At 66.1% G+C, this 23,370-nt stretch carries 22 protein-coding genes; 11 read left to right on the forward strand and 11 right to left on the reverse strand.

Annotated elements, in window-relative coordinates:
• Positions 1-83 precede the first annotated feature (83 nt).
• Entirely contained in the window at positions 84-1,595 is a 1,512-nt protein-coding gene (locus ASPHE3_RS16545) for a nucleobase:cation symporter-2 family protein (protein WP_013602339.1), read from the forward strand.
• Between the two features lie 87 nt (positions 1,596-1,682).
• Here ASPHE3_RS16545 and ASPHE3_RS16550 read toward each other — a convergent pair whose 3' ends face one another.
• Entirely contained in the window at positions 1,683-2,438 is a 756-nt protein-coding gene (locus ASPHE3_RS16550) for an IclR family transcriptional regulator (RefSeq protein ID WP_013602340.1), read from the reverse strand.
• Between the two features lie 221 nt (positions 2,439-2,659).
• Between ASPHE3_RS16550 and ASPHE3_RS16555 the strand changes: the two genes are divergently transcribed.
• From ASPHE3_RS16555 to ASPHE3_RS16575, 5 genes are all read left to right on the forward strand, one after another.
• A complete protein-coding gene (locus ASPHE3_RS16555; RefSeq protein WP_013602341.1) occupies positions 2,660-4,105 on the forward strand; it encodes an NAD-dependent malic enzyme in 1,446 nt (481 codons plus the stop codon).
• 37 nt (positions 4,106-4,142) lie between these two features.
• Entirely contained in the window at positions 4,143-5,741 is a 1,599-nt protein-coding gene (gene aceB / locus ASPHE3_RS16560; RefSeq protein WP_013602342.1) for a malate synthase A, read from the forward strand.
• Between the two features lie 3 nt (positions 5,742-5,744).
• On the forward strand, positions 5,745-7,022 hold the full coding sequence (locus ASPHE3_RS16565; protein WP_013602343.1) for a DUF6986 family protein: 1,278 nt from the start codon (positions 5,745-5,747) through the stop codon (positions 7,020-7,022).
• Between the two features lie 14 nt (positions 7,023-7,036).
• Positions 7,037-7,849: a bifunctional allantoicase/(S)-ureidoglycine aminohydrolase gene (locus ASPHE3_RS16570; RefSeq protein WP_013602344.1), complete on the forward strand. Its 813-nt coding sequence runs from the start codon at positions 7,037-7,039 to the stop codon at positions 7,847-7,849.
• 97 nt (positions 7,850-7,946) lie between these two features.
• Positions 7,947-9,101, forward strand: coding sequence for a serine hydrolase domain-containing protein (locus ASPHE3_RS16575; RefSeq protein ID WP_013602345.1), 1,155 nt, complete (start codon positions 7,947-7,949; stop codon positions 9,099-9,101).
• On the opposite strand, the gene ASPHE3_RS16580 is transcribed toward ASPHE3_RS16575, so the two are convergent.
• Entirely contained in the window at positions 9,098-10,273 is a 1,176-nt protein-coding gene (locus ASPHE3_RS16580) for a zinc-dependent alcohol dehydrogenase (protein ID WP_013602346.1), read from the reverse strand. The two genes, ASPHE3_RS16575 and ASPHE3_RS16580, sit on opposite strands and share 4 nt — an antisense overlap.
• Before the next feature lie 170 nt (positions 10,274-10,443).
• Between ASPHE3_RS16580 and ASPHE3_RS16585 the strand changes: the two genes are divergently transcribed.
• Positions 10,444-10,692: a hypothetical protein gene (locus tag ASPHE3_RS16585; protein WP_013602347.1), complete on the forward strand. Its 249-nt coding sequence runs from the start codon at positions 10,444-10,446 to the stop codon at positions 10,690-10,692.
• A gap of 9 nt (positions 10,693-10,701) precedes the next feature.
• Here the strand turns inward: ASPHE3_RS16585 and ASPHE3_RS16590 are convergent, their stop codons facing one another.
• The 3 genes from ASPHE3_RS16590 to ASPHE3_RS16600 form a co-directional block, all read right to left on the reverse strand.
• The gene (locus ASPHE3_RS16590) at positions 10,702-11,409 is read right to left on the reverse strand and encodes an HAD family hydrolase (RefSeq protein ID WP_041652303.1); all 708 of its coding nucleotides are present in this window, start codon (positions 11,407-11,409) and stop codon (positions 10,702-10,704) included.
• A complete protein-coding gene (locus tag ASPHE3_RS16595) occupies positions 11,409-11,699 on the reverse strand; it encodes a hypothetical protein (protein ID WP_013602349.1) in 291 nt (96 codons plus the stop codon). The genes ASPHE3_RS16590 and ASPHE3_RS16595 overlap by 1 nt, the downstream gene beginning before the upstream one ends.
• A gap of 117 nt (positions 11,700-11,816) precedes the next feature.
• On the reverse strand, positions 11,817-13,625 hold the full coding sequence (locus tag ASPHE3_RS16600) for a glycoside hydrolase family 15 protein (protein WP_013602350.1): 1,809 nt from the start codon (positions 13,623-13,625) through the stop codon (positions 11,817-11,819).
• A 92-nt stretch (positions 13,626-13,717) separates the two neighbouring features.
• Between ASPHE3_RS16600 and ASPHE3_RS16605 the strand changes: the two genes are divergently transcribed.
• Positions 13,718-14,449 carry a DUF72 domain-containing protein gene (locus ASPHE3_RS16605; protein WP_013602351.1) on the forward strand — a complete coding sequence of 244 codons (732 nt, stop codon included), beginning with the start codon at positions 13,718-13,720 and terminating at the stop codon, positions 14,447-14,449.
• Between the two features lie 67 nt (positions 14,450-14,516).
• Complete coding sequence (locus tag ASPHE3_RS16610) at positions 14,517-15,623, forward strand: App1 family protein (RefSeq protein ID WP_246084756.1); 1,107 nt, start codon at positions 14,517-14,519, stop codon at positions 15,621-15,623.
• 34 nt (positions 15,624-15,657) lie between these two features.
• On the opposite strand, the gene ASPHE3_RS16615 is transcribed toward ASPHE3_RS16610, so the two are convergent.
• Positions 15,658-17,262 carry a glycoside hydrolase family 1 protein gene (locus ASPHE3_RS16615; protein WP_013602353.1) on the reverse strand — a complete coding sequence of 535 codons (1,605 nt, stop codon included), beginning with the start codon at positions 17,260-17,262 and terminating at the stop codon, positions 15,658-15,660.
• 158 nt (positions 17,263-17,420) lie between these two features.
• Between ASPHE3_RS16615 and ASPHE3_RS22955 the strand changes: the two genes are divergently transcribed.
• Positions 17,421-18,812 (forward strand): AAA family ATPase, encoded by a 1,392-nt coding sequence (locus tag ASPHE3_RS22955; RefSeq protein ID WP_013602354.1) that lies wholly within the window; start codon positions 17,421-17,423, stop codon positions 18,810-18,812.
• A 2-nt stretch (positions 18,813-18,814) separates the two neighbouring features.
• On the opposite strand, the gene ASPHE3_RS16625 is transcribed toward ASPHE3_RS22955, so the two are convergent.
• The 3 genes from ASPHE3_RS16625 to ASPHE3_RS16635 form a co-directional block, all read right to left on the reverse strand.
• Positions 18,815-19,192 carry a hypothetical protein gene (locus ASPHE3_RS16625; RefSeq protein WP_013602355.1) on the reverse strand — a complete coding sequence of 126 codons (378 nt, stop codon included), beginning with the start codon at positions 19,190-19,192 and terminating at the stop codon, positions 18,815-18,817.
• A 49-nt stretch (positions 19,193-19,241) separates the two neighbouring features.
• Entirely contained in the window at positions 19,242-19,565 is a 324-nt protein-coding gene (locus ASPHE3_RS16630; RefSeq protein WP_041653147.1) for a J domain-containing protein, read from the reverse strand.
• Positions 19,566-19,674: 109 nt separating this feature from the next.
• Positions 19,675-20,100: an Hsp20/alpha crystallin family protein gene (locus ASPHE3_RS16635; RefSeq protein WP_041653149.1), complete on the reverse strand. Its 426-nt coding sequence runs from the start codon at positions 20,098-20,100 to the stop codon at positions 19,675-19,677.
• Between the two features lie 137 nt (positions 20,101-20,237).
• Between ASPHE3_RS16635 and ASPHE3_RS16640 the strand changes: the two genes are divergently transcribed.
• Positions 20,238-20,558, forward strand: coding sequence for a MerR family transcriptional regulator (locus tag ASPHE3_RS16640; protein ID WP_013602358.1), 321 nt, complete (start codon positions 20,238-20,240; stop codon positions 20,556-20,558).
• A gap of 83 nt (positions 20,559-20,641) precedes the next feature.
• Here the strand turns inward: ASPHE3_RS16640 and ASPHE3_RS16645 are convergent, their stop codons facing one another.
• The gene (locus tag ASPHE3_RS16645) at positions 20,642-21,442 is read right to left on the reverse strand and encodes a phosphatase PAP2 family protein (RefSeq protein ID WP_013602359.1); all 801 of its coding nucleotides are present in this window, start codon (positions 21,440-21,442) and stop codon (positions 20,642-20,644) included.
• Positions 21,443-21,495: 53 nt separating this feature from the next.
• Positions 21,496-23,316 carry a S8 family serine peptidase gene (locus tag ASPHE3_RS16650; protein ID WP_013602360.1) on the reverse strand — a complete coding sequence of 607 codons (1,821 nt, stop codon included), beginning with the start codon at positions 23,314-23,316 and terminating at the stop codon, positions 21,496-21,498.
• Between the last annotated feature and the right edge of the window lie 54 nt (positions 23,317-23,370).

Genomic DNA, 23,370 nt, shown 5'->3' on the forward strand with positions numbered 1-23,370 from the left:
CCTGCACCCAACGTCTTTCAACACCTGTTAGCCAGACAACGTTAGCCAGACGATGACGTCTGCCATGAACCAGAAAGTCTGCCATGAACATCAAGAACCCCCTCAAAGCCACCACCAAGCAACGCGGCAGGCGTCCCGCCACAGACCGGCCCGAGGACGAACGGCTTTCCATCGGTAGCAGCTTTGCCTACGGATTCCAGCATGTCCTGACCATGTACGGCGGTATCATCGCCGTCCCGCTGATCGTGGGCCAGGCGGCGGGGCTTTCCCCCGCCGATATTGGAGTCCTGATTGCCGCAGCACTTTTCATGGGCGGTCTGGCTACCCTGCTGCAGACCATCGGGATTCCGTTCTTCGGATCCCAGCTTCCCCTCGTCCAGGGCGTGTCATTCGCCAGCGTCGCCACCATGGTGGCCATCGTCAGCGGCGGCGGCGGACTGCCCGCTGTCTTCGGTGCCGTCATCGTCTCGGCAGCCATCGGCCTCCTGATCGCACCGGTCTTTTCCAAGATCGTCAGGTTCTTCCCGCCGGTCGTGACCGGCACGGTCATCACCACCATCGGCCTGACGCTGATGCCGGTCGCGGCAAACTGGGCGATGGGTGGCAACCGAAAAGCCGAGAACTACGGCAGCATGGCCAACATTGGCCTGGCAGCTGCCACCCTGGCACTGGTCCTGCTCTTCAGCAAGGTCGGCAGCGCCACCATTTCACGGCTCTCCATCCTCCTCGCCATGGTTGGAGGCACCATCATCGCCGTAGCCACCGGCATGGCGGACTTTTCCAAGGTGGGCGAGGGGCCGATCGCAGCCTTTCCCACGCCGTTCCACCTCGGTGCCCCAACGTTTGAAATCGCCGCCATTATCTCCATGCTGATCGTCGTCCTGGTCATCCTGACAGAGACCATGGCTGACATTCTGGCCGTGGGTGAGATCGTCGGAACCAAGGTGGACTCAAAGCGGATCGCGGCAGGCCTGCGCGCCGACATGGGCTCCAGCCTCATCGCCCCCGTTTTCGGCTCCTTCACCCAAAGTGCCTTCGCCCAGAACGTCGGCCTGGTAGCGGTGACCAAGATTAAGAGCCGCTACGTGGTGGCGGCAGGCGGCGTCATCCTCGTCATCCTGGGCCTGCTTCCTGTTCTTGGCCGCGTCGTGGCAGCTGTACCCACCGCGGTGCTGGGCGGTGCGGGCATCGTCCTGTTCGGGACGGTGGCCGCCAGCGGCATCCGCACCCTGGCCAAGGTGGAGTACAAGAACAACATGAACCTGATCATTGTGGCGGCGTCCATCGGGTTCGGCATGATTCCCATCGCCGCCCCCAGCTTCTATGACCAGTTCCCGTCCTGGTTCAGCACCATTTTCCACTCCGGCATCAGCTCCGCCGCCGTGATGGCCATCCTGCTGAACCTGCTGTTCAACCACCTCAAGGCTGGCAACTCGGAGAACCAGTCCGTCTTTGTTGCCGGCACCGGCCGGGTGATACGGGAAGAAGACCTGAAATGCCTTGAGCATGGCGACCGCTTTGAAAACGGCAAGCTCATCGACTGCGACGGCAAGGAAGTCCCCGTCCAGGCATCCGAGAAGGCGTCAGAGCACTAGCAGCAGCGCATGCGGCACCAACTGCGACGGCGGCCCGCACCTTTCGCAAAAGGTGCGGGCCGCCGTCGTCCGTGGTTCGCCGAGGGCTCAGGTGCGGTTCATCTCCAGCGAGATGGCCTCGGCGGCCTCGCGCAGGACGGGCACCGCCTTGTCCGCGAAGTGTTCGTCCACCCGGGACACGGGTCCGGACACCGAAATGGCGGTGGGGGTGGGAGCGTTGGGAACAGCCATGGCGAAGCAGCGCACGCCGAGCTCCTGCTCCTCCTCGTCGATTGAGTAGCCGCGTTCGCGGATGAGCTTGAGGTCGGCCAGCAGGTCCTCCACGTCGCCAATGCTCTTGGGCGTGGGGGTGGGCATTCCGGCGCGGGCCACGATGCCGCGCACTGTATCGTCGTCCAGCTGGGCCAGGATGGCCTTGCCGACGCCGGTGGCGTGGGTGTGGGCGCGCCGGCCCACCTCGGTGAACATGCGCATGGAGTGCAGCGACGGCACCTGGGCCACATAGATGACCATGTCCGAGTCAAGGACGGCCATGTTGGAGGTCTCCCCCAGCCTGTCCACCAGCGTCTTCAGCTGGGGCCGCGCCACGGCGCCGAGCTGCTTGTTGGCACCCTCACCCAGGCGGATCAGCCGGGGGCCCAGGGCGTAGCGCCGGTTGGGCAGCTGCCGGATGTAACCCAGCGATACCAGGGTCCGCAACAGGCGGTGGATGGTGGGCAGGGGGAGGTCCGTGGACGAGGAGAGCTCGCTGAGCGTAACGTCGCCACCGGCGTCCGTGATGAGCTCCAGCAGTTCGAAGACGCGCTCCACCGACTGCACGCCGCCCGACGCTTTTTCTGCCATTCCGTTGTCTCCTGTGGCTCGGAATCCGACAACTCTTATCCGCATCGTGAAAAGAATTGCTTAGAACACCCAACATACAGCACAGGCACGGAGTCCGCGATGCACGTGAAACAGTCGCATTGCGGGGGCTTGTGTTTCCATCTTGCAGATAATAATATCCATAATACGAAAAGTTTTGATTGAGCAGACGCCCGGTCCCGGGCCCAACAGGAGGACATTCAATGGCGAACCCCAGCCCCGGAAATTCGATCACCCTGCGCGTGGAAGCGCCCTCGAGCTTCAGCGCCACCAGTGAGCTCGCCGCCGCCGTTGGCGCTGCGGGCGCGGCCATCACCGCACTGGATGTCAGCGAGTCCCACCACGAAACCCTCGTCGTGGACGTCACCTGCAACACCACGGACGACGAGCACGCCGCCCGCGTCAAGGACGCCCTCAACGCGCTCGATGGCGTCACGGTCCAGCACGTTTCCGACCGCACCTTCCTCATGCACTTGGGCGGCAAGCTGGAAGTCGTCCCCAAGGTAGCCCTGCGCAACCGCGACGACCTCTCCCGCGCCTACACCCCCGGCGTCGCCCGCGTCTGCCTGGCCATCGCCGAGGACCCCGCGGCAGCCCGCAACCTCACCGTCAAGCGCAACACCATCGCCGTCCTCACCGACGGTTCCGCCGTCCTGGGCCTGGGCAACATCGGCCCGGCCGCGGCCCTTCCCGTCATGGAAGGCAAGGCCGCCCTCTTCAAGCAGTTCGCCAACGTGGACGCCTGGCCCGTCTGCCTGGACACCCAGGACACCGAGGAAATCATCATGATCGCCAAGGCCATGGCCCCGGTCTACGGCGGCATCAACCTGGAGGACATCGCCGCCCCGCGCTGCTTCGAGATCGAGAACCGGCTCCGCGAGGAACTGGACATCCCGGTGTTCCACGATGACCAGCACGGCACCGCGATCGTCACCCTTGCAGCCCTGGTCAACGCACTGCGCGTGGTGGACAAGAAGCTCAGCGAGGTGAAGATTGTCGTCTCGGGCGTCGGCGCCGCCGGTTCGGCCATCATCCAGCTCCTCAAGGCCCAGGGTGCACGGCACATCATCGCCGCCGGCCGCTCCGGCGCCATCCACTCGGGCGAAACCTACGGGGACGAGCACCGGAGCTGGATCGCGGCAAACACCAACGAGGAAGGCTTCGCCGGCACCCTGCACGAGGCCCTCGTCGGCGCCGACGTCTTCATCGGCGTCAGCGCACCGCACGTCATCGGTGAAGAGCAGGTGGCAGCCATGGCACCGAACGCCATCGTGTTCGCCATGGCCAACCCGACGCCGGAAATTGATCCCGTCATTGCGGCAAAGCACGCCGCCGTGGTGGCCACGGGCCGCAGCGACTTCCCCAACCAGATCAACAACGTGCTGGCGTTCCCGGGCTTCTTCCGCGGCCTGCTCGACGCCGGAGCCTCGGACATCACTCCGGAGATGCTGGTGGCCGCCGCGGAGGCGATCGCCAACCGCGTGGCTGACGACGAGCTCAATGCCAGCTACATTATCCCCAGCGTCTTCGATCCGCATGTGGCCGCCGATGTTGCCTCCGCAGTTGCCGCTGCCGCCCACGCCGCCAACGCGGCAACTTCAGCGGAACCGGACACTGCGGCTCCCGTTGCCGCCCTGGCCAGCGCCTGATTCACCGCCTGACTCCAGCACAAGGAAAGGACCAGAAATGGCCATCACTGTCACAGACCCCCGGCCCATCGACCGCGCGGAGGAAATCCTCACCCCCAAGGCACTGGCCTTCGTGGAGGAACTGCACAACCGCTTCGCCGGCACGCGCAACGAACTCCTGCAGGCCCGTGCCGCCAAGCGGCAGCGCGTCGCGGAGACCGGCAAGCTGGACTTCCTGCCGGAGACCAAGGACGTGCGCGACGGCGATTGGAAGGTTGCGCCCGCCCCGGCCGCCTTGCAGGACCGCAGGGTCGAGATGACCGGGCCGGCCTCGCCGGCGAAGATGGCCATCAATGCACTGAACTCCGGCGCCAAGGTGTGGCTCGCGGACCTCGAGGACGCCAGCACCCCCACCTGGGGCAACGTCATCGACGCTATCCTGAACCTCCGCGATGCCGCCCAGGGCACCCTCAGCTACACCTCGGACGAGGGCAAGGAGTACCGGCTCCGCACGGACGCGCCGCTCGCCGTCGTGGTGGCCCGCCCCCGTGGCTGGCACATGCAGGAAAAGCACCTGCTGGTCAACGGCGAACCGGCCGTCGGTGCGCTGGTGGACTTCGGCCTGCACTTCTTCCATGTTGCCAAGCAGCTGGTGCTCAATGGGCAGGGACCGTACTACTACCTGCCCAAGATGGAAAGCCACCTCGAAGCCCGGCTCTGGAACGATGTGTTCGTTTTCGCGCAGGACTACCTGGGACTGGGCCAGGGCACCGTCAGGGCCACTGTGCTGATCGAGACCATCCCGGCAGCCTTCGAGATGGACGAGATCCTCTACGAACTGCGCGACCACGCCTCGGGCCTGAACGCCGGCCGCTGGGACTACCTGTTCAGCATCATCAAGTACTTCCGCGACGCCGGCGAGGAGTTTGTGCTCCCGGACCGCGCTTCCGTTGCCATGACTGCCCCGTTCATGCGTGCCTACACCGAACTGCTGGTGAAAACCTGCCACAAGCGCGGTGCCTTCGCCATGGGCGGCATGGCGGCAGTCATTCCCAACCGGCGGCACCCTGAGGTTACCGAGGCAGCCTTCGCCAAGGTCCGCGCGGACAAGACCCGCGAGGCGAACGACGGCTTTGACGGTTCTTGGGTGGCGCACCCGGACCTGGTACCGACCTGCCGCGAGGTCTTTGACTCGGTGCTGGGAGACAAACCGAACCAGGTGGACAAGCAGCGCCCGGAGGTCAACGTCACGGCAGAACAGTTGCTGGATGTCTCCTCCGCCGACGGCCAGGTGACCGAGGCCGGGCTGCGGCTGAACCTCTACGTCGCCGTGGCCTACACGGCGGTCTGGCTGTCCGGGAACGGCGCCGTGGCCATCCACAACCTGATGGAGGATGCCGCGACGGCGGAGATCTCCCGGTCCCAGGTGTGGCAGCAGATCCGGAACAAGTCAGTGCTCGCGGACACCGGCAACACGGTCACCCGCGAGCTCGTGGAGCGGATCCTCGGCGAAGAAACCGAACGGCTCCGCACCGAGTTCGGTGACGAGGCGTTCCGGCGCTACTACCAGCCGGCCAGCGAACTGATTGCCGACATCTGCCTCTCGGAGGACTACACCGACTTCCTCACCACCCCCGCCTACGAACTGGTGGGCTGAGGCATGGCAGCATCACCCAAGCCCTCGCTCTCTGCCGGGGACCTGGCACACATCGACGGGCAGCTGGCCGCAACCGACCGCCTGCTGGAGCAGAACTACCCGGGCGACGACGGCTCCCGCCAGCCCGTCCACACGGTATACGTGCCCGCGGACCGCTTTACGCCGTCGTTCGCTGCTGACTGGGGTGCCCAGGCGCTGGCGACGGCGGAGGCCCACGGCGGGTTCGAAAGGCTTGGCTCGCTCCTGGGCCAGGACGCCGGCCTCGCCGAGGCCGTAGCCCCGCGCGTCGAGGCCAAGCTTTCCAGCGAGCCCATCGAGGACCTGCGGCTCGATTTTGAGGATGGCTTCGGGGACAGGGGCGACGACGCCGAGGACGCCGCCGCGGTGACTGCGGCTTCCGCGGTGGCCAAGGCAGTCGCTGCCGGGTCCGCTCCCCCGTTCATCGGCATCCGGTTCAAGTGCTTCGAAGCGCCCACCAGGGCCCGCGGACTGCGCACGCTGGACCTGTTTGTCTCCGGCCTCGCGGCGGCCGGAGAACTCCCCGAAGGGCTGGTCCTGACCCTGCCCAAGGTCACCACGGTGGCCCAGGTGCAAGCAATGGACTACGCCGTGTCCCGGTTGGAGGAAGTGCACTCGCTCCCCTCCGGACGGCTCCGTTTCGAGGTGCAGGTGGAAACCCCGCAGCTGATCCTGGGACCGGAGGGAACGTCGCCGGTGGCGCAGCTGCCGCACGCCGTGCCGGGCCGGATCAGCGGGCTGCACTACGGCACGTACGACTACTCTGCGTCGCTGCAGATCTCGGCGGAGTACCAGTCCATGGAACACCCGGTGGCCGACTTCGCCAAGGAGGTCATGCAGCTGGCCGTGGCCGGCACCGGCATCCGACTCTCCGACGGGTCCACCAACATCATCCCTGTGGGTGACAACGTGGAGAATGCCTGGCAGCTGCACGGCCGGCTGGTCCGGCGGTCGCTGGAGCGCGGCTACTACCAGGGCTGGGACCTGCACCCGGCACAGCTGCCCAGCCGCTTCGCCGCCACCTACGCCTTTTACCGCGAGGGCCTTCCGGCCGCGGCCGCCCGCCTTCGCAACTATGTGGAGCGGACCGAAGGTGGCGTCATGGACGAGCCCGCCACCGCCCGTGCCCTCGCCGCCTTCGTCCTGCGTGGCGTCCAATGCGGTGCTGTCGGTGCCGAAGAGGTCCAGGCGCTTGCCGGCGTCGGACTTCCGCAGCTCACCGCACTCGCGCACCCGCGGCTCGCCACCACTTCCAACTCGTAAGCAAAGGAAATTTGATGGGCAAGTACTACTCCCCCACCGGCGGGCTGCCGCCGCAGACGCACCTGACAACTGAACGTGCCATCGTCACCGAGGCGTACACGGTGATCCCGAAGGGCGTGATGACGGACATCGTCACGTCCAACCTGCCGGGCTTTTCGAACACCCGCTCCTGGATCATCGCCCGGCCCATCTCGGGCTTCGCCACCACCTTCTCGCAGCTGATAGTGGAGATCGCCCCGGGCGGCGGCGCCCCCAAGGCGGAGTTCGAAGCCGGCGTCGAAGGCGTCGTTTTCGTGACCCGCGGCAAACTCAACCTCACCTTGGACGGCGAACTGCACCAGATGGAGGAAGGCGGCTACGCCTACCTGGCCGCCGGTTCGGAGTGGGGCCTGGAGAACGTTTCGGACGACGTCGTGTCCTTCCACTGGATCCGCAAGGCCTACGAGCGCCTTGAGGGCTACGAGGCCAAGTCCTTCGTCACCAACGAAAAGGACGTGGAGCCCACGTCGATGCCGGACACCAACGACGTCTGGAAGACCACCCGCTTCACGGACTCCAATGACCTGGCCCACGACATGCAGGTCAACATCGTGACGTTCCAGCCCGGCGGCGTCATCCCGTTCCCGGAAACCCACGTCATGGAGCACGGCCTGTACGTCCTGGAGGGCAAGGCCATGTACCTGCTGAACAACGACTGGGTTGAGGTGGAGGCCGGCGACTTCATGTGGCTGCGCGCCTTCTGCCCGCAGGCCTGCTACGCCGGCGGCCCGGGCGAGTTCCGGTACCTGCTGTACAAGGACATGAACCGCCAGGTGCGCCTCACCTAAGCACCCCTCCCCTCCCAACTGAGTAGCGCTAAGTGTCGTTTTGGGGCTCCAAAACGACACTTAGCGCTACCTGGTTGGGAGGGGGAAAATGGGTGGCATGGGCACACGCCGGGGTGGCACGTGGAGGCGGATTGCCGCCGCCGTGTGTGCCGTCCTGCTGGCCGCCACTTCCGCGGGCTGCACCGGCGAGCCCGAACCTCCGGAGCCGGACCAGTCCGCCGCCTTTGCCCTGCTGGAGGCTTTCAGCGCGCGGATGCTGGAGGAAGGTGCGCCCGCAGTACTGATCTCGGTCAAGGACAAAGGCGAGTCCTGGAACCACGCTGCCGGCGTTCGCAGCTTGGAAACGGGCGGCCAGGTCTCGGTTTCCGATCCCGTCCGGATAGGCGGCATCACCGAGACCTTCATCGCTGTTTCGGTGATGAAGCTGGCCGGGGAAGGGAAACTGGACCTGGACAGCCAGGTCAGTACCTACCTGCCCGAGTTCGGCAGCGTCCTGCATCCGCCCGGCCCCGTCACAGTACGCCAGCTTCTGACGCACGAATCCGGCCTGCCCGACTTCTCCGTCCCCCTTCTGGCCAGCGGGCATTGGGAAGAAACGGCCAACCGCGCACTCAGCCTTGAGCAGCAGCTTGCCCTCGCTGCCACCGTGCGGTGGGACGGCCGGCTGGCACGGATTTTCGACTATTCCCGTTCCAACTACGCGGCTCTTGCCCTGATGGTTGAGCGGCTCCGCGGCCGGAGCATCGCCCAGGTCCTCGCGGAGGACATCGCCCGTCCCCTCGGCCTCCGAACAACCCGGCTGGGGGGCTTTCCGCCCGCAGGCATGGTTCACGGCTACGTCATCATCGAGGGCACCCGAAGGGACGCCAGCATGCTGGCATCGCAGGCAGAATCACCCTCCAGCGGAGCCCTGTCAACCGTGGAGGAAGTGAACACCTTCTACGCCGCGCTGCTGCAGGGAAGACTGCTCCCGCCGGACAGTGTGACGGCCATGAAGGGCGGCTACTCGCAGTACTACGGCTTTGCCCTGCGGCGCTGGAACAACACCTGCAACAACCGCTTCTACTACGGCCTTCCCGGTGACACCGACGGTTACGGCACGATCGCGATGACCAGCGAGGACGGCAGCAGGCAACTGGCGATGTCAGTTGCCTACCCGCCCGCGCCGCCCACCCTTGAGCTCAATCCGCTGATCCTCGAAATGCAGGACGTGGCGCAGGAAGCCCTGAACAGTCTGTGCCCGGCAGGCTAGGGGTTCAGGACCACCTTGATGCAGCCGTCCTCCTTCTTCTGGAACTTCTCGTACAGGGCGGGTGCCCCTTCCAGCCCCGAACGGTGGGTGACCAGGTCCATCACGCCCAACGGATCGGCGTCGTCCTCCACCATGGGAAGCAGCTGGTCAGTCCAGCGGCGCACATTGCACTGCCCCATCCGGACCTGGAGCTGCTTGTCGAACATGGTGAGCATGGGCATGGGGCTGGCCTGGCCACCGTATACGCCGCTCAGCGAGAGCGTTCCGCCGCGGCGGACCGCATCTATGGACGTGTGCAATGCGGCGAGGCGGTCCACCCCCGCGGTTTCCATGGCTTTCTGGGCCAGCTTGTCCGGCAGGAGCCCCAGCGCCTGGTGGGCAAAGCCGGCTGCCGGAGACCCGTGGGCTTCCATTCCGACGGCGTCCACCACCGCGTCCGGACCCCTTCCGGCCGTCATCTCCCGCAGTTCGTCCGCCACGCCTTTGCCGTAATCGAGCGTTTCCACACCGTGCCGCGCAGCCATGGCGCGGCGTTCCGGAACGGGGTCGATACCTATGACGCGAAGCCCGCGCTGGACGCCGATCCGTCCGGCGAACTGGCCCACCGGGCCAAGGCCGAACACAGCCAGGGTGCCGCCCGCGGGAGTGTCGGCGTATTCCACGGCCTGCCAGGCAGTGGGAAGAATGTCGGAGAGGAACAAGTACCGCTCATCCGGAAGTTCCGTTCCTACCTTCACCGGGCCGTAATCCGCGTGCGGCACGCGCAGGTACTCGGCCTGGCCGCCGGGGACGGAACCGTAGAGTTCCGAGTAGCCAAAGAGCGCCGCGCCGGATCCCTTGTCCTTGACCTGGGTGGTTTCGCACTGGGATTGCAGGCCCAGTGAACACATATAGCAGTGGCCGCAGGCGATGTTGAAGGGAACCACCACCCGGTCGCCTTTGCGCAGGTTGGTGACGGCGCTGCCCACTTCCTCCACGATGCCCATGGGTTCGTGGCCGATCACGTCGCCCTTGTGCATGTACGGGCCCAGCACCTCGTACAGGTGCAGGTCGGAGCCGCAGATAGCCGTGGAGGTGATCCGGATTATGGCGTCAGTGGGCTCCTGGATCATAGGGTCCGGTACTTCCTGGACGCTTACGGAGCGTTTTCCTTGCCATGTCAGTGCTTTCACAATTCGCCTTTCTGGAGGTTTCGCCTTCAGTCCGGGCTGGAGCCCATCCCTCGACGGTATCGACTTCAGCGGAAAAAAGTAAGCAGGCTGACTAAATACTTGCCGTCCCCGCTTCGGGCTTCTAGCGTGGGAAGGGCCAGCTCCGCCGCTATGTGTGAAAGAGGAACGCCATGTCGCTCTATCAGCCCGAACCCGTTGAAATTTCCACGCGCATGCGGCCGGGCGAGTGGACGGAGGCCAGCCTCGAGGAGCTGGTCAACTCATACCGCCACCGTATTGTGGAGATGGGTGCCAGCGTGTCCGATATCGTCACAGACATCGAGAGGAACGACGACGGCTCCGTCAAGGTAGCGGTGTCCTGGGCTAAGCCCGCGAACCAGGGGGACGAAGACGCGGTGGCCGGCGGGCAGGCAGTCTAGGGAAGGTCCTCAGGTCCTAGCGATGAGCCGGCCAATGGCGCTCGAGTTGAGGTTCCGGAGAAGGTCCGCCGGCCCATCGTAGACCTCCACGGCCCCCGCCTCCCGAAGTTCAGCTGCGTTGATTCCTCCGCACCTGACGGCAACAGCGGGGATCCCGAGGGCTGCCGCAGCCTTCATGTCCCAGACGGCGTCGCCCACAAAAACGGCGTCTGCCGCCCGGACGCCGATCGCCTCCAGAGCGGCCACCAGGATGTCCGGGGAGGGCTTGCTTTCCTTGGCGTCGTTGGCGCTCGTGGCGCCATCAATGAACGCATCGGCATCCAGGATGCCCTTCATGACCTCCAGGTCCTTCTTGCGCGCGGAAGAAGCCAGGGCAACGGCCAGTCCCCCGGCATGGCACTGCGCCAGGAGGTCTTTCACACCATCAAAAGGCCGGAGTGCCGGCCAGTGGGAGGCGTACAGTGCGCCGTGGCTGGCCATGATGTCCGGGTCGGCGGAACGGTCGCGCTCCCCGGGCAGGAGGCTGTCCACCAGCCGGTCGCCGCCCATTCCCACGAAATGGTGGATGGACGCCATCGGGATGTCGTAGCCCTGCTGCCGAAAGGCGCCCCACCAGGAGATGGTGTGGATGTAGGACGAGTCGATCAAGGTCCCGTCAACGTCAAAAAGAACCCCCCGGCGTCGGCCGCCAGGGGGTGCAGTATGCAGCGGACCCATCAGCCCACCGCTGCCCGGCGGGCTGAAGGAACCTTCTTTTGGAGGGCGGCTTCCTCCTTGGCGGAGTTCACGGGACGGACGCGCTCCCTGATGACGGTCCCGGCGCCGTCGCGGCTCTTGTCCCGGATCAGTCCCGTACCGGCAATTTCACGGGCCATCGCCACGCCTGCCACTGCAGCCCTTTTGGTGGGAAAGGTGACCGAGATGGCCATCAGGCTCCCGGCTCCATCCAGCATCCGGACCCTGTAGCCGCCGTCAGGCGCGTCCACGAGCTCAAAATACCCGGCCATTAATATCACTCCTCCGTCGGTCACGGCGTTGTGCTTCGTTGGAGCACTCTCCATGAGGTGTTAGTAAGTATACTTATCTATTCCGCGAAGGAGAAGCCGCCCCCTGACCGCACCGCCTCAGCACGGCTCCGCCAGCTCCGGCGGAATGGGGGTGTCACTTCGCCGAACCGTATCCTGATGAAGCTCCAGGGCGCTAGTCACAAGCGCAAAGTGGCTGAACGCCTGAGGCGTGTTGCCCAGCTGCCGGCCGGCTTTCACGGCCCATTCCTCACTCAGCAGCCCCACGTCGTTCCGCAGTTCCAGCAGGCGCTCAAACAGTTTCCGCGATTCCTCGTGCCTGCCGGCCCCCAGCAGCGCCTCCACCAGCCAGAAGGAGCACGCCACGAAGATGCCCTCGTCCCCCGGCAGGCCGTCGTCGCTCTCTTCCGGACGGTAACGCAGCACGAAGCCGTCCTCCGTGAGTTCGCGCTGGATGGCCTCGATGGTCCCGATCACCCGGGGATCGTCCGGGGGCAGGAAGCCCACGCGCGGAATCAGGAGGAGGCTGGCATCCAGCTCCGGCCGGCCATAGGACTGGACGAAAGTATTGCGGACCGGGTCGAAGCCGTTGGCCATAACGTCCTTGTGAATGGTCTCCCGCAGCCGTTCCCAGCGTTCCACGGGCCCCGGAAGGCCCGACTCCCGGACACCTTTCACCATCCGGTCAGCCGCCACCCAGGCCATCACCTTGGAATGCGTGAAATGGCGGCGCGGGCCGCGCATTTCCCAGAGACCGTTGTCCGGCTGGTCCCAGATGGTTTCCAGGTGTTCCATCAGGGCAAGCTGCACATCCCATGCCTCGTCCGGGTGCTTCAGCAGCGAATTCCGGGTCAGGGCAAGGCAGTCGAGCACCTCTCCCCAGACGTCGAGCTGCAGCTGCTCGGCCGCACCGTTGCCGATCCGCACGGGGGATGAATTCTCATAACCCTTCAACCAGGGAAGTTCCATTTCCGGCAGGCGCCGCTCGCCGTGGATGCCGTACATGATCTGCAGGTCGGCCGGGTCACCCGCCACGGCACGGAGCAGCCAATCCCGCCAGGCCGCAGCTTCCGCCGTATATCCGGCGGCCATGAGGGCCTGCAGCGTCATGGTGGCGTCCCGCAACCAGCAGTAGCGGTAGTCCCAGTTGCGCGGGCCGCCAATGTGTTCCGGCAACGAGGTGGTCACCGCCGCCACGATCCCGCCGGTGGGCGCATAGGTCAGGGCCTTCAGGGTCACCAGGGAACGCACCACCGCCTCCCGGTACTCCCCCTTGACGGTGCACTGGGAAGCCCAGCCGCGCCAGAAGGCATGCGTGGTGCGAAGGACTTCCTCGGCGTCGACGGTATGCGGCCTGCCAACGTGGCTTGGCGCCCAGGTGAGCACAAACGGGACCCGGTCTCCGGCCTCGACGGTGAAATCGCTGACCGTGTGCATGTTCTCCCCGTGAAGGGGCGCCGGCGTCACCAGGTAGACGGCGTCCGGCCCGGCAATGGCGTGGAGTCCCAGCTGGTCCCGGCGGACCCAGGGAATGATGTGCCCGTAATCAAAGCGGAGGACCAGTTCACTGTGCATCCTGACGCTGCCGCTCACGCCTTCCACGATGCGGACGATGTCCGCCACGGAGTCGCGCGGCGGCATGAAATCGATGACCCGGACCGTCCCGTCGGGCGTTTCCCACTCCGTCTCCAGCACCAGCGTGCCCTCGCGGTACCCTCTTCGGGTACACGCTCCCCCGGCCGCAGGAGCCAACAGCCAGCGCCCGGCCTCCGGAGTGTCCAGCAGCGCGTTGAAGCAGGCAGGGGAATCGAACCGGGGAAGGCAAAGCCAGTCGATCGAGCCTTCCTTGCTGATCAGGCCACCCGTCTGGAGGTCGCCGACAACCGCATAATCCTCAATTAGCGCCATGTCCTTACCCTGCCACAGCCGTCCGGAAAGGGAAGGGCATGGCCGGTGTAGCCTGAAGCTACGGCCGGGCAGCAGACTTCCGGGGAGGAATGATGGCAATCCATATCGGCACCTCGGGATGGAGTTACGATCACTGGGAAAACGTCCTCTACCCTCCCGGCCTCCCTCCGAAGGACCGGCTCAAGCACTACGTTTCCCGGTTCAGCACCGTTGAGCTGAACGCCAGCTTCTACCGCTGGCCGCGGGACACAACGTTTGCGGGCTGGAACCAGCGGCTGCCGCACGGCTTCACCATGTCCGTGAAGGCACCGCGCGGCCTGACCCACGCCCGGAAGCTGTTCGAACCGGAGGTGTGGCTGGAGCGCATTACGCGGTGCTGGCACGAACTCGGGGACAAACGGGCGGTCCTGCTGGTCCAACTGCCGCCGCAGATGGAACGGGATGACGCACGGCTGGAGTACTTCCTGGCGGCAGTACCTGGCTGGATCCGGGTGGCTGTGGAGTTCCGGCACCCCAGCTGGGAGAACCCGGAGGTGTATTCGTTACTGGAACGCCATCAGGCCGCCTACTGCGTGATGAGCGGCGCCAACCTGCCGTGCATCCTGCGGACCACGGCCCCGTTCGCCTACGTCCGGCTGCACGGGCCCGACCATCAGCACCTGTACGCCGGCTCGTATTCGGACGACGACCTGCATTGGTGGGCGGCGAGGATCCGGGAGTGGGCGGGCAACGGGCTGGACGTGTACGCCTATTTCAATAACGACGGCGGAGGCAACGCAGTGCGCAACGCCGAGACCCTGCGCGGGTTCCTGGGAGAGGGCTGACGTCACGGAAGGACGGCAACGCCGCCGGAGGAGGCCCATGCGGGACAGCCTGTGGCAGAGTGGTGCCATGGACACGGCTCCCCACAACCCGCCCCGGAACCCTGCAACCGCGCATGGGCAGCGATTGACGGACCACGCCCTGCTCTCCGGAAACAGCGTCTTTAAGCTGGCGCACCGGATCTCGGACGCCCTCAACAGCGTGCGCATCCAGCTGGCCAAGCGCTGGCATTTCGTCCCGCAGACCATCGCTTACCAGGGTTACGGTTCCACCACCTTGGTGCGGGTACTGGGCCGGGTCCTGTTGACGCAGAAGCCGCTGCCGGGCAGCAAAGCAGAGCATGCGGCCCGGAACGGCAACCAGAACGTCCGCGGCTGGCGCGCCTTCACCAGCGTCCCCCTGCAGTTCACCGACGTCGAGATCACCATCGGCGATGTCACCACCCATGTCCGTGCAGACCGCGGCGGAATCATCGACACCGAAGTGAGCGTCCAGCTCTCGCCGGGCTGGCATACGGCTGTCCTGCGGGCCGAAGGAACCGAACCGGTGGAGGCCCTGATCCAGGTGATCGCCCCCGACGTGAAGTTCGGCATCGTCTCCGATATTGACGACACGGTTATGGTCACGGCCCTGCCCAGGCCCTTCCTGGCCCTCTGGAATACCTTCGTGCTGAGCGAACGGGCCCGCATGGCCACGCCAGGCATGGCCGTCCTGCTGGACAGGCTCACCATCGAACACCCGGACGCGCCGGTCATCTACCTCTCCACCGGCCCCTGGAATGCGGCTCCCACCCTGGCCCGGTTCCTGAACCGGAACATGTATCCCTCCGGGGCCCTGCTCCTGACGGACTGGGGCCTGACCCAGGACCGGTGGTTCCGCAGCGGCCAAGAGCACAAGCACCGCAACCTGGAGCGGCTCGCCAAGGAATTCCCGGACATGCGGTGGCTGCTGATCGGCGACAACGGCCAGCACGACGAGGCCATCTACTCGGGTTTCGCGCAGGAGAATCCGGACAAGGTGGCGGCGATCGCCATCCGCCAGCTGTCCATCAGCGAGTCGGTGTTCGCCGGCGGCCACTCCGAGGACGGGGACCACACTACGTCCAAGGTGCCGTGGATCTATTCACCCGACGGCGCCGGCATCGCCAAGCAGCTCGCCCTGCTGGACCTGCTCTGAACCTGCCCCAAGAGGCCGGCCCGCCGGCACTTTCCTAGGCGCTGGCACCCAGGGCGGGAACATCGCCGTCGGACGCGCCGTCCACAACGCCACTGCCCACGGCGTCGGTGCCCAGCACGTCGGTGCCCAGGACGTCCACCTCCACGTCCCCGCCTGCTACGGCCTCCGCGATCGCCGCAGTGGCTGCCGCTGCCAGGTCGCGTTCCTCAATAAGTTCCTGGAACCAGAAGTAGGAGGCCTTGGGCGTCCTTTCCAGCGTCTCGAAATCTACGTGCAGGAGCCCGAAGGGCTGATTGTAGCCGGCGGACCACTCGAAGTTGTCCAGGAGCGACCACACGTAGTACCCGCGCAGGTCCACGGATTCAGCTTCTCCGCCCGGCGCCGTGGCCCGCAGCGCCGCTTCGAGGTGGTCGGAGAGGTACTTGAGCCGGCGCTCGTCCGGGATGAACTTGGTGTTGGTGGACTTGTCCCTGACGATGATGTCCTCGAAGCTGGCCCCGCCCTCGGTGAGGATGACCGGCGGAAGGTTGGGGTAGCGCTCGCCCATCTCCTTCAAAGCCACAGCCATGTACTCCGGCTTGACCGGCCAGCCGTAGGCGGTGATGTCGGCCTCGGGCCAGGTTTCCACGTGGAACGGTGTTCCGCCGTTGCCCGCCGCGCTCAGGTCGCTGCCCATGGCTTCAGCCATGCTGGCAGGAACGGCACCGCCGCCCGGCCCCACTGCCACCTTTGTGGGCATGTAGTAGTTGAGCCCGTAGAAGTCGAGCGGCTGGGAAATGATGTCCATGTCCTCTTCCGGGCTCTCGAACGAGCTGAAGAACTTCGCGGCCCGGATCAGGTCAGGGTATTTGCCGGTCAGCACGGGGTCCGCGTAGAGCCGGTTCTGCGCCAGGTCCATAAGCCCGGCGCTGATCCGGTCCAGCGGGTTGATGGAGTTCGGCACCATGGGCGAGTAGACATTGGTCATGCCGATCTCGCCGGGGACCTTCGCCGCGCGCAGCGCCTGCACGGCGAGCCCGTGTCCAAGGAGCTGGTGGTGCACCGTGGGAAACGCGCCCAGCAGCAGTTCCTTGCCAGGTGAGTGCAGGCCCAGCGAGTAGCCGTTGGTGCTGACCGTTGCGGGCTCGTTGATGGTGCACCAGCGGGCCACCCGGTCGCCAAAGGCCTCGGCCAGGATGGCCGCATACTCACCCAGCCGGTAGGCAGTGTCACGGTTCATCCAGCCGCCGGCCTCGTCAAGGGCCAGCGGGGTGTCCCAGTGGTAGATCGTGGCCATGGGGGAAATGCCGTTGGCCAGCAGTTCGTCCAGGAGCCGGTCGTAGAAGTCCAGTCCGGCACGGTTTGCGGGACCGCTCCCCGTGGGCTGGATCCGGGGCCAGGCAAAGGAGAACCGGTAGGAATCCACCCCCAGCTGCTTCATCAGCGCCACGTCCTGCGGCATCCGGTGGTAGTGGTCGCAGGCTGTGACCGGGCTGTGGTTCTCGACGATGGCCCCGTCCTTGGCCGAAAACACATCCCAGCCGGCCGGCCCGCGGCCGTCCTCCTCGAGGGCGCCTTCGATCTGGAAAGCCGCTGTGGCAACGCCCAGCGTGAAACCCGGCGGGATAAGGGCGGCGAGGTCTTTGGCGGTGATGTGCATCGGCGGGCCTTTTGTAGCGGAGCGTGGATCAGTACGTGTAAGGATGGCACAGCAATGAACGCCTGACGAGCTGGAACGGTTCCAACGCCTGCCCGCCGGTCCCGGAGCCGGACAACGCGTCCGGCGGTGCTGACAGGCGGTACTGCTAGGGTCTGGGCATGGATGAAAAACTGGGGAAGTTCATCGAAAGTTTCGCGGCGCTGGTGGAGCTGGCGCAGGCGGACCGCCACAGGGCCAACGCCGGGACGCAGCTTCTGGACGCACTGACGGAGCACCTGGAACTGCCGGCCGAACAGCTGGCCATGGTGGAGGAGCAGGTTCCGTCCCACAGGTTCGTCGATGCCGACATTGTCCTTGCCGCGCTGGCCGCCCTGGACCCGGAAAGCAGGCTCGTTGGGATCGGCGGGGGCGGGCAGCGGCACCATGCATCGCTCAGTGACATGGTTCAGCAGTCGCAACTTTTTCCCCAGTTTCCGCTGGCCCAGCCGGACTACGTAAACCTCGCCGTGGGCCCGGACTCCCAGCGGCAGGCGGTGGGCTTCGGGCTGCGGCTTTTTACGTACGACGGCGGCAGGGTTGCCGTTTTGCAGCGGGCGGCGGATCCGCGTGCCGGCCGGCAGTCCGCTTCGCTGGAAATCGTGGCCGGAAGCGCAGAGACCAGCGCCGCTTTCCTGGCGGGGTACCGGCGGCGGATGGACAGCCAGAGCGTGATAAGGGGGCAGGTTGTTTCGTTGACCGTTGGCGAATTCGGGCCCAGCAGCGGCGGGGTGACCTTCCATCACCGGCCCCGGCTGGCCGCCCCGGAAGTGATCCTGCCGCCGGGGCTGCTGCAGAAGCTGGCCGCCCACACGGTAGGGATAGCCACGCACCGGGAGTCCCTCAGGAACTACGGGCAACACCTCAAGCGGGGCGTCCTGCTGTACGGGCCGCCAGGAACCGGAAAGACGCACACCGTCCGCTACCTCCTCGGCCAAAGCGCGGGCGTCACGGTGATCCTGCTTGCGGGCGGTTCACTCGCCCGGATTTCAGAGGCCGCGCGCATGGCACGGGCCCTCCAGCCGTCGATCGTGGTGTTGGAGGACTGCGACCTTATTGCTGAGGACAGAAGCTTTGGCCATGGGCCGCAGCCGCTTCTGTTCGAGGTGCTGGACGCGATGGACGGGTTGGACCAGGACGCGGATGTGGCCTTCATCCTCACCACCAACCGGCCGGACCTGCTGGAGCGGGCACTGGCACAACGCCCCGGCAGGGTGGACCTCGCAGTGGAGATTCCCCTGCCGGCGCTGCCTGAACGCGTTGAACTTCTCCGGCTGTACAGCCGCCGGGCCGGATTCAGTGCGGCAGCCCTCCAGGATGCCGCAGAACGGACCGAGGGAACCACCGCCTCCTTCGCCCGGGAACTGGTCCGTCGTGCCGTGGTGGCCGCGGCGGGGGCAGGGGTTCCCGTGACGGACGCCCACCTGGCGGCAGCCGTACAGGAACTGATGGCTGACGCCGAATCCCTGACCCGCAGCCTGCTGGGAAGCGGAGCCGGCACCTTCCCGGGCTGACGCTACTGGGTCCCGAAGAGGAACTCCTTGGCGTGCGCCACCGCCTTCCGGAACGCGTCGTTGCGGAGGGTGATCAGGTGCTCCGTTTCCCCGTCCGCCGGTTCCAGGTATCCGGTGTAGCCGGGGCGGAGGACCCAGATGTCACCCCCGGGCGGCAGGTAGAACACTCCGAAGGACCGCTGCTGCTTTTCTTCCTCGGTCCAGACGGGCACCACGGCCAGCGCGGCACCCGTTGACGGGTTGATCCATTGGGCCCGGGGCAGCGGCTGCTCGTGGGCTTCAGGATCCAGGAAGGGAGCAGTGCCTGCACCCCAGCGCTGTTCAAAACGTTCGTGGAATGCCGGGATCAGGTGTGAGTCGTAGCGGCGCCAGTCGCTCATTCAGTTTTCCGCCTCCTCGCGGTTTGGTTGTGTCCCCGTCCCTCCTGCGTCAGGCCCACGGCCCGCTCTCCCACCGCACGGGGGTGATCCTGATGGCGGGGCCGGACGGGCCGTCGGGACTCCGCACCTTTCGGACGGGTATGGCGCGGGCAGCGGAGGCTGCCCGTTGTTTGTCGTAGGCGGCCCGCCGTTCCGGATCCCGCAGGACATTGAAGGCCTGCATGATTTCCAGGAGCTCCCCTTCCGGGGCTGTCCCGCCGTCGATATCCGGGTGGTGGCTGCGCATCAGCGCCCGGTAGGCACGCGAGATCTCCTGCCGGGTGGCATGTGGCTGCACCCGAAGGATGGCGTAGTAGTCGGGGGTGTCGGTCATGGCGGCCCACTTCGTTCCGCAGGTGCACATCCGCCGTCCGCGTGCTTTCCGGGAAAGAATGCCGGGCACGGGCAGCGCTGAAATGACTGCCCGTGCCCGTCGGCGGTGGCTAGGTTCCGATCTGGTGCATCTCGCCCTGCTGGGTTTGGATCTCGATCTTGCGAGGCTTGGCCTGTTCGGCCACCGGGATCCGCAGGGTCAGGACGCCCTGGTCGTAACTTGCCTTGATGTTGTCAGTGTCCAGGGTGTCGCCGAGGATCAGCTGCCGGCTGAAGACGCCGCGGGGCCGCTCGGAGGCCACCAGCTCCACATTGGGCTGGGTGGGATCCTTGCGTTCCGCCCGGACCGTGAGGACGTTGCGTTCAACGTTCAGGTCCAGGGTCTCCGTCTTCACGCCGGGAAGATCAAAGGCCACCACAAACTCACCGTTTTCCTGCCAGGCGTCCATGGGCATGGCAGCCGGGCGGGCAGCGGTACCAAAGACCTGCTGCGTGAGCCGGTCCAGCTCACGGAACGGGTCCGTGCGCATCAACATCATTTCCCACTCCTTCAGCTTTTCGATGTTGAACCTATGCCATACCCACCACCCGTAATCTATGGTGGTGGATATAGATTTTTTATAGCACCCGTGGGAAACTTAGGCAAGAGCACCGGACGGATTTTGGAGAACCCATGGCAGACCAGCCCGCAAAGCGGCCAGATGGCTCCGGCAGCAGCCGTGCACTCTATGCCATCTCCGTCGCAGCCAAGCTGGCAGGAACCGGCCAGCAGAACATCCGGCTCTACGAGACAAAGGGCTTGTTGACGCCGTCGCGTACCTCGGGCGGCACCCGCCAGTACAGTGACGACGACATCGCCGTCCTGCTGCGGATCGGCGAACTCCTGGAGCAGGGCCTGAACCTTGCCGGGGTGGCCAAGGTGCTCGAACTGGAGGCCGCCAACGTAAAGCTGCACCGCGCCCTGAAGCGGGCGAGGTCCCGCCCGCCTACGTGAGGGCAGCCACCAGCGCGGCGTTGCCCGCCTGCGTCAAGGCGCCGGGCTGCACGCGGGCGCCCGCTTGCAAACAGGCCGGCAGCTCACTTCTCCGGTGAATCGGCTTTGGACAGTTCGCCGGTGATGCGCTCCCCCGGCACCCGGGCAGTGCGCCAGGTATCCAGGGCAATGACCCCGCCGAGGATCATCAGCGAGAGGGAAACCGAGGCAAGCGCATCGCTGAGCCAGTGGTAGCCCAAATACAGCCTGCTCAGGGCAGCCAGCACGATGCCGAATCCCGCTCCGACAAATCCCAGCACGGCTGCACGGGTGTTGGTGTGCCGGGAGAAGACCAGGAAGGCACCTACCAGCAGGAAGTCGCACGCGCCAAGGACGTGCCCGGAGGGGAAGGAAAACGTGTGGTCGATCCCGAACAGCATCTGGTCCACCGGTGGCCTTGAGCGCCGCACAATCTGCAGGATGACCTGCGAAATGATCACTCCGGCCAGCATGGCGGAGGCCAGCAGGATGGGACGCCAGGCGTGCTTGGCCGCCAGGCCCCACCAGACAACCACCACCAGGACGATGATAGGCAGGGCCACGGGACCGAAGACCACGGCCAGGAAGATCATGAACGCCGTCAGGGCCTGGGACCTCAGGCCCAAAAGCCAGTCACGGACCGGCACATCGGCAGCGGACAGGCCATCAGCCTGCAGCACACTGATGAGGGTGGCAATGAACAGGGCAGCTCCCGCCGCCACGAGGATGACCGCGGCCCGGTACAGGCTGCGCCGGTCGGCCGGGTCCAGGTAGCGTTCCTCCACCACGAACTTGTCATGGAAGGTCCGCCATTTTCCAGGCTTCTGTTCGGCGGTTCCGGAGCCCGCTGATCCCTGCTGTGCCACTCTGATGCCCGTCCCTGCGCCGTGAAGATTGCTTAGGGTGAAGATTACCCCGGCTAGAAGGAACCCGTGGTGAACTGCCAAGTACGGCTGGCGAGCTGGTTCCCGGCAAGGTCCCGGACAGCGGTGCCGCCGCCGGTGACCGTCACCGTGTACTTGGTCTTGGCGGCCAAGGCCTGCTGCGGGTCAAGGATCCACTGGTTGGTGGTCCCGTTCCGATAGACGGCGGCTGCCACGATGGCCCCGGTAGCGGCATTCCGTACGGTGAAGGTGGTTCCGTTGACGCCCTGGACGGACTCGCTGAACGTGACGCTGATGTTGTTGCCGCGGCGCACCAGCAGCGCATTGCTTCCCGGGGTGTAGCCGGTGACGGCGGGGGCGGGGCCGGTCAGGAAGGTCCAACTGGTGGAGGCCAGGGGGGTGCCCGCGCTGTCACGGATGGCTGAGGGGCCGCCAACCAGCGTGGCTGTAAATACCGTGTCCGTGGCCAGGCCGGCAGCGGGGTCCAGCGTGGCGGTCCGGGTGGTGGCATTGTAGGAAACGGCTGCAGGGATGGTGGCGCCGGCCGAATTCCTGAGCACGAAGGTCGAGCTGGTCACGCCCTGGACTGCGGTGCTGAAAGTGGCGGTGACGTTGGTTCCGGCAGCCACGGCGGTGGCGTTGGCGCCCGGACTCACCGCGGTCACGGCAGGGGCCGGTGCGGCCGGAGCAGGCGCCGGGGCGGGAGCAGCGGTGGCGGCAGCTGAGTACAGCAGCCGGTTGGGTGTCCCGCTGGAAGCTCCCGCGATCACGCCGGCGGTGGCGTTGGACGACAGGGCACCCGCTACCTGCGCGGGAGTGAGTGATGGAGTCTGGGACAGGAGCACTGCCGCTGCCCCTGCGACGTGCGGCGCCGCCATGGAGGTCCCGGACATGGACGCCGTGGCACTGGAGGAGGTGTGGTGTGCCGAACTGATTGCCACGCCGGGGGCATAGAGGTCAACGCAGGAGCCGAAGTTGGAGAAGGCGGCCTGCCTGTCGGACGAATCACTGGCCGCGACTGTCACCGCTGCCGGTACCCGTGCGGGCGAACTGCCGCAGGCATCCACGGCGGAGTTGCCGGCGGCAACCACCGCAGTGACGCCGTCGTTCATGACACCCTGGATGGCGGTGTCCACTGCTGAGCTGGCGGCGCCGCCCAGGCTGAGGTTCACAACCGCCGGAACGCCTGCAGCGTGATGCGCTGCCACCCAGTCCAGGCCCGCCACCACATCGGAGTTGTAGCCGGATCCGTTGCAGTCCAGCACCCTGACGGGAACCACAGCGGCCTTCTTGGCCACCCCGTACGTGGATCCTGCCACCGTCCCGGCAACATGGGTGCCGTGGCCGTTGCAGTCGCTGGATCCGAGGCCGTCGGCAACAGCACTCCACCCGGCGGTAATCCGGCCGGAGAACTCGGTGTGCGAGGAAAGGACCCCGGTGTCCACCACATATGCCGTCACGCCTGCCCCGGCGGACGTCCAGGAGTAGGAACCCGAAAGCGGAAGCGGGCGCTGGTCCACGCGGTCCAGGCCCCAGGGAGCCGGCTGCTGGGTCTCGGAAACGCTGACCGGTGCATCCGCTTCCACGGACACCACCCGGCCGGACCGGGCCAGCGCCGCCGCCTGGGCAGGGCTGGTGCTGACAACCGCACCGCGGAAGGCATGCTGGAAGGTCCGGCCGACGGCGATCCCCTGGGCCCGGAGCCCCGCCGCCTCTTCGGCCATGTTGGCATCAGCTGCGTACTGGACGATGTAGCGGCCCGTTTCGGCAGGTCCCGACGGCGGTGCGGCTGACGCGGGCAACGGGGCGGCGGACAGGACGGCGGTGGAAACCAGCACTGCGGCGGCAGGCAGCACAAAGAATGAAGCGCGAATTTTGGGGTCCTCGTTGTGGTGTTGCAGGCTGCGAAA

This window comes from Pseudarthrobacter phenanthrenivorans Sphe3 (assembly GCF_000189535.1).
GTDB classification, from domain to species: Bacteria; Actinomycetota; Actinomycetes; order Actinomycetales; family Micrococcaceae; genus Arthrobacter; species Arthrobacter phenanthrenivorans.